At 58.6% G+C, this 14,693-nt stretch carries 9 protein-coding genes; 2 read left to right on the top strand and 7 right to left on the bottom strand.

Going from position 1 to position 14,693, the window contains the following annotated elements; all coding sequences use genetic code 11:
• Positions 1–98: 98 nt before the first annotated feature.
• The 5 genes from Q1W15_RS14875 to Q1W15_RS14855 form a co-directional block, all read right to left on the bottom strand.
• The gene (locus Q1W15_RS14875; RefSeq protein WP_300729845.1) at positions 99–1,895 is read right to left on the bottom strand and encodes an ABC transporter ATP-binding protein; all 1,797 of its coding nucleotides are present in this window, start codon (positions 1,893–1,895) and stop codon (positions 99–101) included.
• Between the two features lie 13 nt (positions 1,896–1,908).
• Positions 1,909–2,544 carry a DsbA family protein gene (locus Q1W15_RS14870; protein ID WP_300729820.1) on the bottom strand — a complete coding sequence of 212 codons (636 nt, stop codon included), beginning with the start codon at positions 2,542–2,544 and terminating at the stop codon, positions 1,909–1,911.
• Positions 2,545–2,546: 2 nt separating this feature from the next.
• Positions 2,547–3,485 carry a rhodanese-related sulfurtransferase gene (locus Q1W15_RS14865; RefSeq protein ID WP_300729819.1) on the bottom strand — a complete coding sequence of 313 codons (939 nt, stop codon included), beginning with the start codon at positions 3,483–3,485 and terminating at the stop codon, positions 2,547–2,549.
• 101 nt (positions 3,486–3,586) lie between these two features.
• On the bottom strand, positions 3,587–3,883 hold the full coding sequence (locus tag Q1W15_RS14860) for a BolA family transcriptional regulator (protein WP_300729818.1): 297 nt from the start codon (positions 3,881–3,883) through the stop codon (positions 3,587–3,589).
• Positions 3,884–3,894: 11 nt separating this feature from the next.
• Entirely contained in the window at positions 3,895–4,407 is a 513-nt protein-coding gene (locus Q1W15_RS14855) for a DUF2059 domain-containing protein (RefSeq protein WP_300729817.1), read from the bottom strand.
• A gap of 195 nt (positions 4,408–4,602) precedes the next feature.
• Between Q1W15_RS14855 and Q1W15_RS14850 the strand changes: the two genes are divergently transcribed.
• The gene (locus Q1W15_RS14850; protein ID WP_300729816.1) at positions 4,603–5,997 is read left to right on the top strand and encodes a class II fumarate hydratase; all 1,395 of its coding nucleotides are present in this window, start codon (positions 4,603–4,605) and stop codon (positions 5,995–5,997) included.
• A gap of 57 nt (positions 5,998–6,054) precedes the next feature.
• On the opposite strand, the gene pap is transcribed toward Q1W15_RS14850, so the two are convergent.
• On the bottom strand, positions 6,055–7,560 hold the full coding sequence (gene pap / locus Q1W15_RS14845; protein ID WP_300729814.1) for a polyphosphate:AMP phosphotransferase: 1,506 nt from the start codon (positions 7,558–7,560) through the stop codon (positions 6,055–6,057).
• A gap of 139 nt (positions 7,561–7,699) precedes the next feature.
• Here pap and mnmC point away from each other — a divergent pair, with 139 nt between their 5' ends.
• The gene (mnmC, locus tag Q1W15_RS14840; protein WP_300729812.1) at positions 7,700–9,679 is read left to right on the top strand and encodes a bifunctional tRNA (5-methylaminomethyl-2-thiouridine)(34)-methyltransferase MnmD/FAD-dependent 5-carboxymethylaminomethyl-2-thiouridine(34) oxidoreductase MnmC; all 1,980 of its coding nucleotides are present in this window, start codon (positions 7,700–7,702) and stop codon (positions 9,677–9,679) included.
• Here the strand turns inward: mnmC and Q1W15_RS14835 are convergent.
• Positions 9,659–14,488, bottom strand: coding sequence for an NEL-type E3 ubiquitin ligase domain-containing protein (locus tag Q1W15_RS14835; RefSeq protein WP_300729811.1), 4,830 nt, complete (start codon positions 14,486–14,488; stop codon positions 9,659–9,661). The two genes, mnmC and Q1W15_RS14835, sit on opposite strands and share 21 nt — an antisense overlap.
• Between the last annotated feature and the right edge of the window lie 205 nt (positions 14,489–14,693).

Here is a 14,693-nt window from a genome sequence, read left to right as displayed (position 1 = left end):
CCTCACCTCAGCACAGCCTAGGCTAATTTCCGACAACCAGAAGCACCACGAGCGCCTGCCTACGGCATAAAACCTACCGCCAGGGATCGCCAATCCGCTCAGGTTTGCTGTAAATGCCCGTACAGCCTGGCATAGAGCCCGCCTTCTGCGATCAACTGCTGGTGATCGCCCTGTTCAGCAATGCGCCCACCATCAAACACCAACACGCGGTCTGCCTGTTTTACCGCAGACAAGCGATGGGCAATGATTAAAGTCGTGCGACCACTCAAGAATTTTCCCAAAGCGTGATGCAGGTTGTATTCGGTGGCGGCATCCAGGGCACTGGTCGCCTCGTCCAGAATAACCACCCTGGGATCAGCCAACACCATTCTGGCAATCGCCAGCCGTTGGCGCTGCCCGCCCGACAAGCGCACACCGGAACGCCCAACGATGCTGTCCAGCCCTTGAGGCAGCATCTTGATCGTGCCCTCCAGTTGCGCAATTTCCAGGGCCTGCCAACAGGCCTCGTCTGTACGCTCACGGCCCAGCGTCAGGTTAGCCCTTACCGTGTCGTTGAACAGTGCCGGGTGTTGCAGCACCACCGAGACATGCTCGCGAATGGTCGGCAAGCCAATCTGCGGCTGGCTGACGCCCGCAAAGTAAATACTGCCTGACTGCGGCGTATAGAGCCCCAGCAACAGTTGCACCAGCGTACTTTTGCCGCCGCCACTGGTACCCACGATGGCAACTTTCTCACCCGCCGCAATGCTCAGGTTAAGGCGATCCAACACTTTTTCGTCGCCATAACTGAAGCTCAACTCCCGCACCTCGATATCAACCGTGCGGCGCCCCGCAAAGGGATTCACCTGCGCGGGATAATCCGGCTCGTCGTTGCGCGCCAACAATTGATTGATCCGGGTGATGGCTCCGCCTGCGGCGTAAAAGGCGTACTGCAAGTTCAGCAACTGCTCGACAGGCCCAATCATGAACCACAGGTAGCTGAACACGGCGAGCATCTGCCCGATCGACAGGTCAGAGAACAACACCGTCAACATCGCTGCTGCACGGAAAATATCAATACCGAACTGAAACAACAGGCCGCTGGCACGGCTGGAAGCGTCACTCTTCCATTGCGATGCCACCGCAAAATCGCGGACTTCCCGCGCGCGCTGCTCCAGGCGGCCCAGGAAAAACCCCTGGCGATTGCCGGCACGCACTTCCTGGATGGCATCCAGGGTTTCGGTCAGCGCCTGAGTAAAGCGCCCCGTGCTGTCGTTTTCGAGTTTCTTGAGGTGTTTGACCCGTTTGCCCAACAGAACCGTGGCGTAAATCACCATGGGGTTGAACAACAGAATGAGCAACGCCAACTGCCAATGCATCCACAACAGAATCGCTGAAGTCCCCACCAACGTCAGCATGGCGATGAGGAATCGGCTGAGCGTTTCACCCACAAACTTGTCGAGCGTATCGAGGTCGGTCACCAGGTGCGTGGTCACTGTGCCGCTGCCCAGGCTCTCGTATTCCGCCAGAGAGATTCGTTTCAGTCGCTCAAGCAAGCGCAGGCGGATGCGAAAAACGATGTCTTTGGACAACCGCGAGAACAGGCGAGCCTGCAAGACGTTAAACAGCAGCGCGCCACCGCGCAGCAAAAACGTCACAAACAGCATCAGGCCGATGTAACCCGGCGCGCTCTGCCAGGCAACGGGCAGCCAGTGATTCATCACGTTGAGCGCGGCCCCGCCATGGCCCAACAACACCTCATCCACCAGCAGCGGCAACAATAAAGGGATGGGGACACTGCACAGCGTGGTCAACAACGCCACGCCGTTGGCAGCCCATAAAGCCTTTTTATGACGAAAAGCCAGGCCGCGTATGTAGGCCCAGCTCAGGCGGTCCGTGGTGGAAGGTGTCGACAAGCCTTCGCTCGAATCACGCACGCGTGGCGCGTTCAAGCCAGCGGCTCAGTAAATCCGACAACGCTGGGAGGGGCTGATAACCGTTGGTCAACAAGGCCAACTGGCCATCGCGCTCGGCCAACAAGGTGGGGAACCCGGCGACCCCCAAACCCTGGACCCAGGCAAAGTCAGCTGCTGTGGCACCCTGTTGTTCGGCACTGTCAAAAGCCGCCGCGAACTCGCTACGCCCTACCCCGGCCGCTTCGGCCAACGCCACCAGTACACCGGCCTGAGTGACATCACGCCCTTCTACATAAAAAGCGTGCTGAATCAGTTTAAGCAACGCCCAGGCACCCTCCGGGGTCAAGCTGCGCGCCGCTACCACGGCCCGGCACGCGGGCTCGCAGTCATACACAAAACCGTGAGGCAAGGCCCCTTCATGGGTAAATGGCTGGCCCGTTGCTTCGGCCACCGCTTGCCAATGGTCCAGGATGTAGCGTCGAGTGCCAGGATCAAGCGCCGCCACGCTACCCGTGCGCAAACCGCCGACCACCAAATGGGTCTCAACCCCTGCCGCGCGCGCCTGATCTACCAGCGCCTGGGCGACAGGAGCAAAGCCCCAACACCACGAGCACATAGGGTCCATGACATAAATCAGACGCGTAGACATGATCAAGCCTCGGCAGGTTTACGGTAATTGTGGCCAATCGGGTGCGGCTGATTGCGGGCCTTGGCCAGGTCAATCTGCTTTTGCCGGTCGATAGCGCTGCGGCGAGTTTTCTCGCTCAGCGTGTCCCAGCAGTGCGGGCAACTGACGCCCGGCTGATAATGCTCGGACTCGCGGTCGGCTGTGCTGATCGGTGTACGACAGGCGTGGCACTGATCGTACTCACCCTCGCTCAGGTCGTGCCGCACTGTGACGCGGTTATCGAACACGAAGCAATCGCCTTGCCACTTGGTCTCTTCCTGCGGCACCTCTTCGAGGTACTTCAGAATTCCGCCCTTGAGGTGGTAAACCTCTTCGTAGCCTTCGCTCAGCATGTAGCTCGAGGCTTTTTCACAGCGAATGCCGCCCGTGCAGAACATGGCGATTTTCTTGTGCTTGGCCGGGTCGAAATGGGCTTTGATGTAGTCGGGAAATTCGCGAAAACTGGTGGTCTTCGGGTCGATAGCCCCTTCAAAGGTACCGATCGAGACTTCATAGTCGTTGCGTGTGTCGATCAACAATACTTCTGGATCACTGATCAGCGCGTTCCAGTTCTCGGGGTCGACGTAGGTCCCGACTTTCTTGTTCGGGTCTACGCCTTCAACGCCGAGTGTCACGATTTCTTTCTTCAGCTTGACCTTGGTCCGATAGAACGGCTGGTCGTCACAGTAAGATTCCTTGTGGTCGATATCGACCATGCGCGGGTCGCTCTTGAGCCAGGCAATCAGCCCGTCAATGCCTTCACGGCTCCCCGAGACGGTACCGTTGATCCCTTCTTCGGCAATCAGCAGAGTGCCTTTGATGCCGTTATCGACCATGGCCTTGAGCAACGGCTCGCGCAATTCGACGTAATCTTGCAGGGTGACAAATTTATACAGTGCAGCAACAACAATAGGCGCGGTCATCGCGTATTTCTCCAGGTGGCTACCCTCGCAAAGGGTGAACCGGATGCTAAAAAAAACGCGCCGACAAAGCGGCGCGCTGCGGATTCTAGCAAAACACCCGGTCAGTGCCCACCGCCGGCACACACCGGTGAGGCCGGTGCGGTACCGATTTTCGCCCATTCTTCAGGCGTGTACGTGTGCAGCGCCAACGCATGGAACTCACCCATCAGTTCACCCAGCACGGCGTAAACCTTCTGATGGCGCTTGACGCTGTTAAGCCCGGCAAACTGCTCGCTGACGACCACGGCCTTGAAGTGGGTCTGCAACCCGCGACTGTGCATATGGCTTTCATCCAGCACGGTCAGGTGCTCGGGTTGCAACGCACTTAGCGTCGTTTCAATACGGTGTTGCATGCTCATTCAGGCTCCGCTTACTTCTTCTTGGCCGGGGCCGCAGGCTCCAGCTCGGCGGTCATGTCAGCCAGCAACTTGTTGACGACAGGTACTGCGCTCTCCAGCTTGGCCTGGGTCATTTGGGCAGATTGCTGAGTCAGTTGCGGCATTTTTTCCAGAACCTTTTTGCCCAGCGGCGACTGGTAGAAAGCAACCAGGTCCTTGAGTTCGGATTCAGTGAAGTTGGTGGTGTACAGCTTGACCATGTCCGGCTTCAGCTTGTTCCAGCCAATGGCCTGGTCCAGAGCGGTATTGGCCTTGGCCTGATAGGTTTCCAGCAAGGCCTTTTTGGAAGCCGGTGCCTTGGTCTGCTCAAAGCGCTGGGCAAACATTTGCTGTACCTGCATGTACACCGGGGTGCCCAGCTTGTCGGCATGTGCCAGCTTCAGGAACGTTTCAGCACTGGCGGCGTGGCTGGCTGCATCGGCAAACACCTGGCCGCTGGCACAGACCAGAACAGCTGCAGTACAGAGGGCGCGAAAACGAGTCATCGAGTTTCCTTTATCTAGCAAGCGAGGTCGAACCCCAAGGGCAACCATTCTGCGCCTAACAAAGTGTGTCACTCAACCCCGAGCGTGATAGCCGTTCTCATCAACCGGACAAAACACCTTTAAACCCAAAGATTGAACCCCCGGGGCGAATCAGCACCTAAGCTCTTGGATTAAACATTGAGGAGCAACCGCCTGATGAGCCGTATCGAAACCGACAGCCTGGGTGAAGTGAATGTGCCGGACGAGGCCTATTGGGGGGCTCAGACACAGCGCTCGCTGATCAACTTTGCCATCGGCAACGAAAAAATGCCGTTGGCGGTCTTGCACGCACTGGTGCTGATCAAAAAAGCCGCCGCCAGGGTCAATGACCGTAATGGCGATATCCCACCTGATATCGCCCGCCTGATTGAGCAGGCGGCCGACGAAGTGCTGGACGGCGAGCACGACGCTCAATTCCCGCTGGCCGTGTGGCAAACCGGTAGCGGCACCCAAAGTAATATGAATGCCAACGAAGTGATCGCCGGGCGCGCCAATGAGCTGGCGGGCAAGGGCCGGGGCGGTAAATCCCCGGTCCATCCCAATGATCACGTCAACCGCTCACAAAGCTCCAATGACTGCTTTCCCACCGCCATGCACATTGCGGTGGCCAAGGCGGTTCATACCCACCTGCTGCCAGCCCTGACCGAACTGTCCGGCGGCCTGGCCGAGCTAGCGGCACGGCACATGAAACAAATCAAAACCGGGCGCACCCACATGATGGACGCAACCCCGATTACCTTCGGCCAGGAAGTCTCGGCGTACATCGCGCAATTGGATTACGCCGAGAAAGCCATTCATGCGGCGCTGCCGGCGGTGTACGAGCTGGCTCAGGGCGGCACGGCCGTGGGCACCGGCCTGAATGCACCCCACGGGTTTGCCGAGGCGGTTGCCGCCGAACTGGCCGCGCTGTCAGGTTTGCCGTTTGTCACCGCCCCCAACAAGTTTGCCGCACTGTCCGGGCATGAGCCGCTGACCAACCTGTCAGGTGCCCTGAAAACCCTGGCCGTGACGTTAATGAAACTGGCCAACGATTTTCGTTTGCTGGGGTCAGGCCCACGGGCCGGGCTGGCTGAAATCAAATTACCCGCCAACGAGCCGGGCAGTTCGATCATGCCGGGCAAGGTCAACCCGACCCAGTGCGAAGCCCTTTCAATGCTGGCGTGCCAAGTGATGGGCAACGACGTGACCATCGGCTTCGCCGCCAGCCAGGGGCACCTGCAACTGAACGTGTACAAGCCGGTGATCGTGCATAACGTGTTGCAGTCCATCCAACTGCTGGGTGACGGCTGCAGTAACTTCCACAGGCACTGTGTCATCGGTCTTGAAGTCGATGCCACCCAAATGGCCACTCACCTCGAACGGGGCTTGATGCTCGTGACTGCGCTCAACCCGCATATTGGCTACGATAAATCGGCTCAAATCGCCAAGAAAGCCTACGCCGAAGACCTGACCTTGCGCGAGGCGGCACTGGCACTGGGCTATGTCACCGATGAGGAGTTTGACCGCTGGGTTCGCCCGGAAAACATGCTGGGCAATGGTAAACACGGCTGACCCCAGGCCGCTTGCAGGTGCCAGGGCCGGCCTCACCTGCAAGCGTATGGCTAGCGTTTATTTTTTCTGATGTTTGCCCGTTTTTTCGAAGGCGGCTTCAAGCGCCTCGTTGATCGTGCGCAGCACTTTGACCCGCGCCCAGCGCTTGTCATTGGCTTCAATCAGGGTCCAGGGTGAAATTTCGGTGCTGGTACGGTCAACCATATCGCACACCGCCGCCCGGTACTGATCCCACTTCTCCCGGTTACGCCAGTCTTCTTCGGTGATTTTAAAGCGTTTGAACGGAATCGTTTCGCGCTCCTGGAACCGTTCCAATTGAGTGTCTTTGTCAATCGCCAGCCAAAACTTGACGACCACAACGCCCGCGTGACTCAGTTGCTCCTCAAATTCATTGATCTCACCGTACGCCCGCATCCAGTCCGCTTGGGTGCAGAAGCCTTCGACCCGCTCCACCAACACGCGGCCATACCACGAACGGTCAAAAATGGTAAACGCCCCCCGTGCCGGAATCTGTCGCCAAAAGCGCCACAGGTAGGGTTGGGCCCGCTCGTCTTCTGAAGGCGCTGCAATCGGCACTATCCGGTATTGGCGCGGGTCGAGGGCACCGGCAACACGTCTAATCGCCCCTCCCTTACCGGCGGCATCATTGCCTTCAAAAACGGCCACCAACGCATGACGGCTCATGCGCTTATCCCGCATCAACCCTGACAAACGAGCCTGCTCGGTAATCAGTTGCTCCTGGTAGTCATCTTTTTCGAGGCGACGGGTCAGGTCCAGACAGTCCAGCAGGGTCAACCCATCCAAAGACTCCAGCAACGGAGGCACATGGCTCGGGCGGTTTTTGGTCTTGGGGATATCGAGGGCCGCTTGCAGGCTTTCCAGCAAAATTTTCCCCACGGTCAGGCTGCGGTAATTCGGGTCGACACCTTCCACAATGTTCCACGGCGCGTAGTCTCGACTGGTACGCCGAATTACCCGCTCGCCGAAACGCACAAAACGGTCGTAGATTTCCGACTGCTGCCAATCGAGCGGGCTGATGCGCCAACTGTGCAAAGGGTCGTCCTTAAGCGCCTTCAAGCGGGCTTTCATTTGCTTTTTGGACAGGTGAAACCAGAACTTGACGATCACCGCGCCTTCGTCACACAGCATTTTTTCCAGACGTTCAGCGGCCGTGATCGCCTGATCCAGCACCGCGTCCTTGAACAGACCGTGCACCCGGCCCTGTAACATCTGGCTGTACCAATTGCCGAAGAGCACGCCCATCCGGCCTTTTGCCGGTAACTGACGCCAATATCGCCAAGCGGGAGGGTGCGCCATCTCTTCGTCGGTCTGGCGTTCGAAGGTGCGAACCTCAATCAGCCGGGGGTCCATCCACTCACTCAGCAACTTGACCGTTTCGCCCTTGCCGGCTCCTTCAATGCCGTTGATGAGCACAATGACGGCGGCCCGCTTCTGCTGCTGCAATTCGTATTGAGCCTCCAGCAAGGCTTCACGCAGGATAGGAGCCTCTGCGTCGTAGGTTTCTTTATCGATGAAATGACCAATTTCGGCGGATTCAAACATGGATGGCTTCCTCGCAAGATGCCACTAGCCTAGCGGATTGCTACGTTTTTCGTAGGAACAAACCTCATCAATGCGCGCTGCTTCATTCTCTGCGCCATCGATCGGCTAGAATGCCCGCCTTGCCGTTGCCGAGCTGCACATGACTACTGAACTGCCCAATGCCCAGATTGACTGGGATGACCAAGGACGCCCCCATTCGCGGGTGTTTGACGACGTGTATTTTTCAGACAAATCCGGCCTGGAAGAAACCCGCTATGTGTTTATCGAGCAGAACGCGCTCAAAGAGCGCTTCGCTGCCCTGCCCGCCCACCAGCCACTGGTGATCGGTGAAACCGGTTTCGGTACCGGCCTGAATTTTCTCTGCGCCTGGCAACTGTTCGAGCAAACGGCTCGGCCGGACGCCCGCCTGCATTTCATCAGCGTTGAAAAATACCCGTTGACTCGCGACGACCTGCAGCGCGCCCTGGCGCTCTGGCCGGAACTGGCGACTTACAGCGAACAACTGCTGGCCGCTTACGTTGCCATTCACCCGGGGTTTCAGACGCTGACGCTGGCGCAAGGCCGAGTGACCCTGACGCTGTTGATCGGCGACGCATTGGAACAGTTGCCGCTGCTGGATGCCCACGTGGACGCCTGGTTTCTGGACGGTTTTGCCCCGGCCAAAAACCCGGACATGTGGACTCCTGAGCTGTTCGCGCAACTGGCCCGCCTGGCCGCGCCCGCGTCCACCCTCAGCACCTTCACCAGCACCGGCTGGGTACGCCGGGCGCTGAATGAGGCCGGATTCAAGATGCGTCGCACCCCGGGCATCGGCCACAAGTGGGAAATTTTGCGCGGCACCTTTTTGGGTGCACCTGAAGCCGCGCCGGTATCAACAGCCATCAAGCCTTGGTATGCACGCCCACCGCAGGTGGCCGGCGAGCGCAAAGCGCTGGTGATCGGTGGTGGCCTGGCCGGTTGCGCCAGCGCCAACAGCCTCGCTCGCCGGGGTTGGCACGTCAGCCTTCTGGAGCGCCACGAGCGCTTGGCCAAGGAAGCCTCGGGCAACCCTCAAGGCGTGCTGTACCTCAAGTTGTCAGCCCACGGCACAGCCCTATCGCAAATGATTGTCAGCGGATTCGGCTATACCCGTCGGCTGCTTGAACACTTGCAGCGCGGCCGTGACTGGGATGATTGCGGCGTACTGCAACTGGGCTTCAATGCCAAGGAAGCCGAGCGCCAGGCGCAACTGGCCGCCGCCTTCCCTCCCGAATTGGTGCGCCTGATCGATCAACCTGAAGCGCAGGCACTGGCCGGTATCGAACTGGCCCATGGCGGTTTGTTCTACGCCGAGGGCGGCTGGGTCCACCCTCCCGCGTTGTGCCAGTATCAAGCCCTGCACCCGGGTGTTCAGGTGCTGACCCATCACGATGTGGTGCAACTGCGCAACATCGATGGCCAATGGCAGGCCTGCCAGGACGATGAGGTGCTGGCCAGTGCACCCGTGGTGATTCTCGCCGGGGCCGCGGAGGTCAAGCGCTTCCCGGCCAGCAGCGGTCTGCCGCTCAAGCGCATACGCGGGCAGATCACTCAATTGGCTGAAACTGACCGCAGTGGTGCGCTAAACACGGTGGTCTGCGCCGAAGGCTATGTGGCTCCCGCCCGGTTAGGCGAGCACACGTTGGGGGCAAGCTTTGACTTCCATAATGAAGACCTGACCACGACCCCCGCCGGGCATCAGGGCAACCTGGATTTGCTGGCAGAGATCTCGCCGGACATGACGCAGCGTTTAGGCCACGCGCAACTGAACCCGCACACCTTGCAAGGCTGGGCGGCCTTTCGCTGCACCAGCCCCGACTATTTGCCGATCGTCGGGCCTCTGGCCGATCCGCAACCGTTTGCCGACGCCTATGCCGTGCTGGCCAAGGATGCGCGCCAAGTGCCCGACACACCATGCCCATGGCTAGACGGCTTGTACGTCAACAGCGGCCACGGCTCACGCGGCCTGATTACTGCACCGCTGTCGGGCGAGTTGTTAGCGGCCTGGATCAATAACGAGCCCTTGCCGCTGCCCCGTAGCATTGCCGAAGCGTGCCACCCTAACCGTTTTGCAGTACGGTCACTGATCCGGCGCAGCTAAAGGCGCAGGTTGGACGGGCGGCGTCGGGTGCAGCGCTTCCCGTGTTTTTTCAAGGCACCACTGCTCGATTCGATCGTCCATCTGGTTGCGAATCTCTGTCACGCGACGCAAATAGCGCTCGCTGGTCATGTCGGGTGACTGACGTAACAAGTCGCTGAGTTCTGTGAAAAACGTAGTCGTCTTGCGTGAAAACTCGCTTTGATACTTCTGAATCAGGTAGTTACGCCAAAACGTGGTTTTACTGATGAACTCATTCAGCGCCACCGTCAACTCGGCCTGCTCCACGCGTAATCGGGCACTGTCCAGATCCGCTTGGGTGACTCCCGCCAACTGAACAAACGTCATACTTTTCGGTTGCCCCGGCAATTCGAGCGGCTGGGCAAGCCCGATTCGATAGGCCAGCATCACTTCAACATCATCCGGTAGAGGTCCACCTGATACTGGCTGTTCTGCGGCCTTGAGCGCATACGCTTCCAGCGCAAGGTCGTTGACTTTATTGAGCCGAAACAGCCGTCGAGCCAAGTGCAAGAGCTCAGATTCCTGGGTGGCAGCCGTTATGCTCAGGTTGCCCAAGAGAACCTGTACTTCCATTTCGCTGAAGATCAACAACACACTGTCGATGCACGTGCGGGGGGCGGCCGCAAGGTCAAAAAGATCAAGACGCAGATTTTGTCGTTGGTAAGCCACCTCGATCATTTCCCACACGCGGCGGCTAAGATCCTGGCGGATGCTCTGCGCTTCAGAGGTCGTGGTCAAACGGCTTATCACCGTAAAAAAATCGCTGGATAACGCTTCTGCCCTCAGCCCGCTCCACAGCCCTTCACAGCGGCTCAATTCGTGGTTGGTGATCCCCAGGGTCCAATATTCAAAGGCGGCTGCTTCACTGACCAGCGCTTCGCTGTTGATGCCCAGGCTGCTCCCACCGCGCAGGGTGAACCTGGCCAGTTGAAAGCGACTGGCGGCAGAGAGCGGGTTGCCCGACAACGAGATGTTGCGCAACACCAAGGCGGGCGCTTCATAGACCAGCGCCGGGATTTCGGGAATCTGGTTTTCACGCAGGTCCGCAACCTCCAGCAAAGGTCGGGAGATAAGGCCCTGCGGCCAGGCGTCGATGCCGGTACGGCGCAAATACACGCGCCGGATAAAAGACAGATTGCCCAAGTCAAGCAAAGGGCCCAGCGGGTTGTCATTCAAATTCAAGACTTCCAGCCTGGGCAACGCCCCCAGCAACCCGGCATCTTGGGGTGTCAGCGCAAGAGCGTTATGCCGCAACGACAGGCTGCGTAAATAAGTCAGCTCTCTTAGCGCGCTCGGGAGGCGAGTTAATTGATTGTTATCCAGGTACAGCCGCGTCAAACCCTTGAAGTGCAGCAGAAACGAATCGAACGCGTCCTTGCACTCCATATTGCTCATATTCAATTCGCTGACATGGTCGAACACAACCGTCTCAGGGAGTTCTGGCAGGCGTCCTACGCGCAACCCTTCAAGGCTCAACTGGTCGACATGGGCATCACTCAACCACGGCATGTGGGTTGAATCCTTGCGCCAGCAGCTTTGAATCAGGCGTGTGGCCTGGTAGCGACTCTCCGAATAATCGTAGGGTAAAGCCGAGTCGGGTGCCGCATATACCCATGCCTGCAAGGCCTCACGCAACGCTTTTTTGGCGCGTTTGCGGGTGCGCAGATACGCCAAGGGGTCCAGGCCACTTTCAGTGATGGAGTCCAGGTAGGCATGGACATGATCGTCTGTAAATTCAGGGTTCAGGCTGCGCACGCGGCGCTGCACAGACCTTGAATAGCGACCTGCATCCAGGCCGCACAATGGATAACCCACCTTGCCGGATGTCAGCCGCATCGGTGCCTTAAAACCCGGTTTGATCGGCTGCATGCCCAAGGTTTTAGCTGCTTCAACGCGATTCATTGCCGCCAAGGTGGCCAGGGCGGCATCAAACGCTTGCGCCTGTTCAATACCCAACGCTTTGCGTTGCACACCGTCCAGTGAATGAAACAGCGCTCGGGACAATAAAAGGTCATCCTGCCCCTCACGCTTATACCCTGTGCCCTGTCGGCTGTATCGCTCAAAATGCTGCTGCGCCTGAACCACGATCACGGGTGGGCTCACGGCCGGGCTGCCCCAACGCTCAATCAGTTCGCCTTGAGGAGAGCCCGCCCGCAGCTCCAGAGCCGCAGATACAGGCCAATTGGGCAACTGGGTCAAAAAGTGGCGCGTCAGTAATTGCGTATCCGCCCCCGCCTGATACTCCAGATAAAACCCCTCGAGCGCACGATTCAAACGTGATGCGTGCAAGTCAAGACGCGCCTGCTCGGCCAGCACCAACGGCACCTTGCCCGTACCCAGCATCTCCCGTTCCACATCGTTGGCAGACGTGGCCAATGCTTGGGCCACTGGGCGAGGTAAACCGGGAAATGCCACCTCAACAGGCTTGGCTTGTGCCGCACTGGAAACATTCACACGCTGGTACAGACGCTCAAAAACGGCCCGACGGTGATCACTGACGTAGGCCCCAAGGCGCTGCGCCAGTGCCGATACCGGGGGGGGTGAGAGCGAAATACGGCTGCCGAGCAGTGCTGTTACCTGCTCAGGTGCCAAGGCTTCCAGCACGGTGTGAAGCACCTTGCCTTGGTCAAGCTGTGCGGGCGTGACAACGATGCGAGACGTGGTCGGCCATAGCACATTGCCATATTCCACCGTATTGAACCCGGCCCCATCAACCAGGGTCAGCCCTTTGCCCTCAGGCCAACCCGGCAGTTCGGGTAGCAGTGTCAGTTGCAGGTCAACCAACTCAGCACTGAGGAAACGGTTACTGCCCATTTGATCGATAAAACGCGTGATTTTCCGGTCAATTGCAAAACGTTCCAGCGTGATCTGCAGAAGCGCCGGCGGCGGCAGGTTTTCGAAGTGAACCTGTCGCATAAGCCCATTATCGGTATCGGTCAGTTGTCGTACCTGCTCCAGGGTCTGCTCATCGAGTGCTGCAAATCCGGGGCCCAATCGACCGATCAAGGTCGTACTGCCCTGCCACTCCAGAGGGCGCTCGTGGGCATGCTGCCAGGCACCTGCCTGATTGTTCAGCAGTGCCGGCTGGTAAGCGTCGGGGCGCCGAGGATGGGGGATGCGCCACTGCTTTCGCGTGGCGTCCCAGCGCACGGCATAATGCTTGTCGCCGACCGTGACATGGGGCTTGCCGCCGACATGAAAAAACCCCTGCGCGTCACGCAAATGACGTCGATGCTGCTGTGAACCCGTGTAGGTGTAGTGGTCCAGTTGCTTGTTCCAGAGCCGTGCGGTGCCGTCGTCACGCTTAATGGCTTCAAACCCCTCAGCGTACTCTTGCGTCGCACGGCCCAGGCTGGAGGCTACTTTCTTGACCGCCGCCACACCGGTCACTACTGCGGCCGTCGTGGCGAGATCCCTGGCTACGTTCAACAAATGCCCGCGAGCATGGTCAATGTCCCCATGCGCCCAGTCCTCAACCCCTTCGTACACCTCGGCGAGCATGTCTGCGACAGCTACCGCCAGCATCATGTCGCCCAGTATTGGCACGAACAACGACGCCATATTGACCAAAAACAGGCCTGCTGCTTTATAGCGCTGCCATCTTTGTTCACGCTCACGTTCATCCAGCACCCCGGTAGGCACCGCCAGCAACTGGGCGTCGGCAAACATGTTGTGCAGTTGCACCGAGCATAAATAGCGTGCTGCCGTGACGCGCTGGTGTGTAGCGGTCAGCCCCAAATGCTCTGGCCGGGCGTTGAGCTTTTGCACAAACACTGCCCGCGTACTCAACGGCACAAACCGGGAGAAAAAGGTCGCGTATTCAGGCTTCGACAGACTGGTCTTGAGGGCGTCAGTCAGGGCCTGCAAAGCGCTGAACTCGCGCAAGGGCGCTACAGGGTCATTGGGTATATAAACAATCAACCGATTGTGTGGGTGTGCGAGTACATCGTCAGAAGAAAACACCAGCACGCCGTCAATGGCCGTTTCCAACAAGGAAAGACTGCTCAGTAATATCGGCTTTCCATCCAGTTCGACAGGGGCCAGCGGCCGGGGCGTCTCGTGCTGCGCCACAAGCGCCAGCAGCGCTTTATAGGCAGACGCTGAGATTTGCTTTTTGGCAAACGCAATATGAGCATCGACTTCCATGTCATAGCGTTTGAGAAGCCTCAAGTTGGATTCGGTCTCTTCCTCATGGGCACTCGGGCGTGAACTGCCGGAGGGTGCAACCCCCAAAAAACGCTGCAGGTACTGTTGATACTTGAGCCCCAGATTCAACTGTCGGCACAACGCTGCAAATTGATGGGGCCGTAAGGTACTGGCGTATCCCGGGTGGCCCATAAGGCGAATATAGCTTTGCGGATCAAAACCCCCTGCCTGCGCTTCATCCGCCGAGAAATTCTGCAAGGCGGCCCACAGCAGCGTTTTGGGTTCCTCATGAACGGAGTGACGTTTGAGCGAAGCCAGAAACGTCGAATCGCCTGACAGATAGACCCGCACCACCTCCAGGCGGTCACGAAAGACATTCAGCGTGCCGCCTGCCGGGCCTTTAAGGGCCGCAATCAACAGCGGCGCGCAGAACGCTTCAATCCCTTCCAGCTCCGAAAATTTCTGCCCCACCAGCCGGTGGTAAGCCCGGCTCTGCGCCATGGATTCATTCAGGGCCGTGATGAGCTCGGGCGACGTTTCCAGCAGCCATTTGGGCATGTGGCTGTGAACCAGCTCAAGCGGCTCCAGATCACTCAGGGTCGAATCGCGGGCATCAAGGGGCGGATAGCGGTGGGGGTCGGTCATAACGGTGGGTCCATTTCAGTGTGCACAGTTCAGGTGCAACCTATCCCCGTCAGGCACCCGCCATGCCGTACATAACTACTCCGACCTCAAAAAATCTGCCAAATCCCACGGTATAAAAACGACCGCCTGTAAGTTTTATTGAACGATTGGTGACACCTGTTACTCGATAAACCACGTCTACCCGGTGCCCCGCATAGGCACCGAC

Origin of the sequence: Pseudomonas sp., from assembly GCF_030150285.1 — a bacterium.
GTDB lineage: Bacteria > Pseudomonadota > Gammaproteobacteria > Pseudomonadales > Pseudomonadaceae > Aquipseudomonas.
Note: the sequence above shows the minus strand (reverse complement) of the source record. Positions and strands in the feature narration are given on the sequence as shown.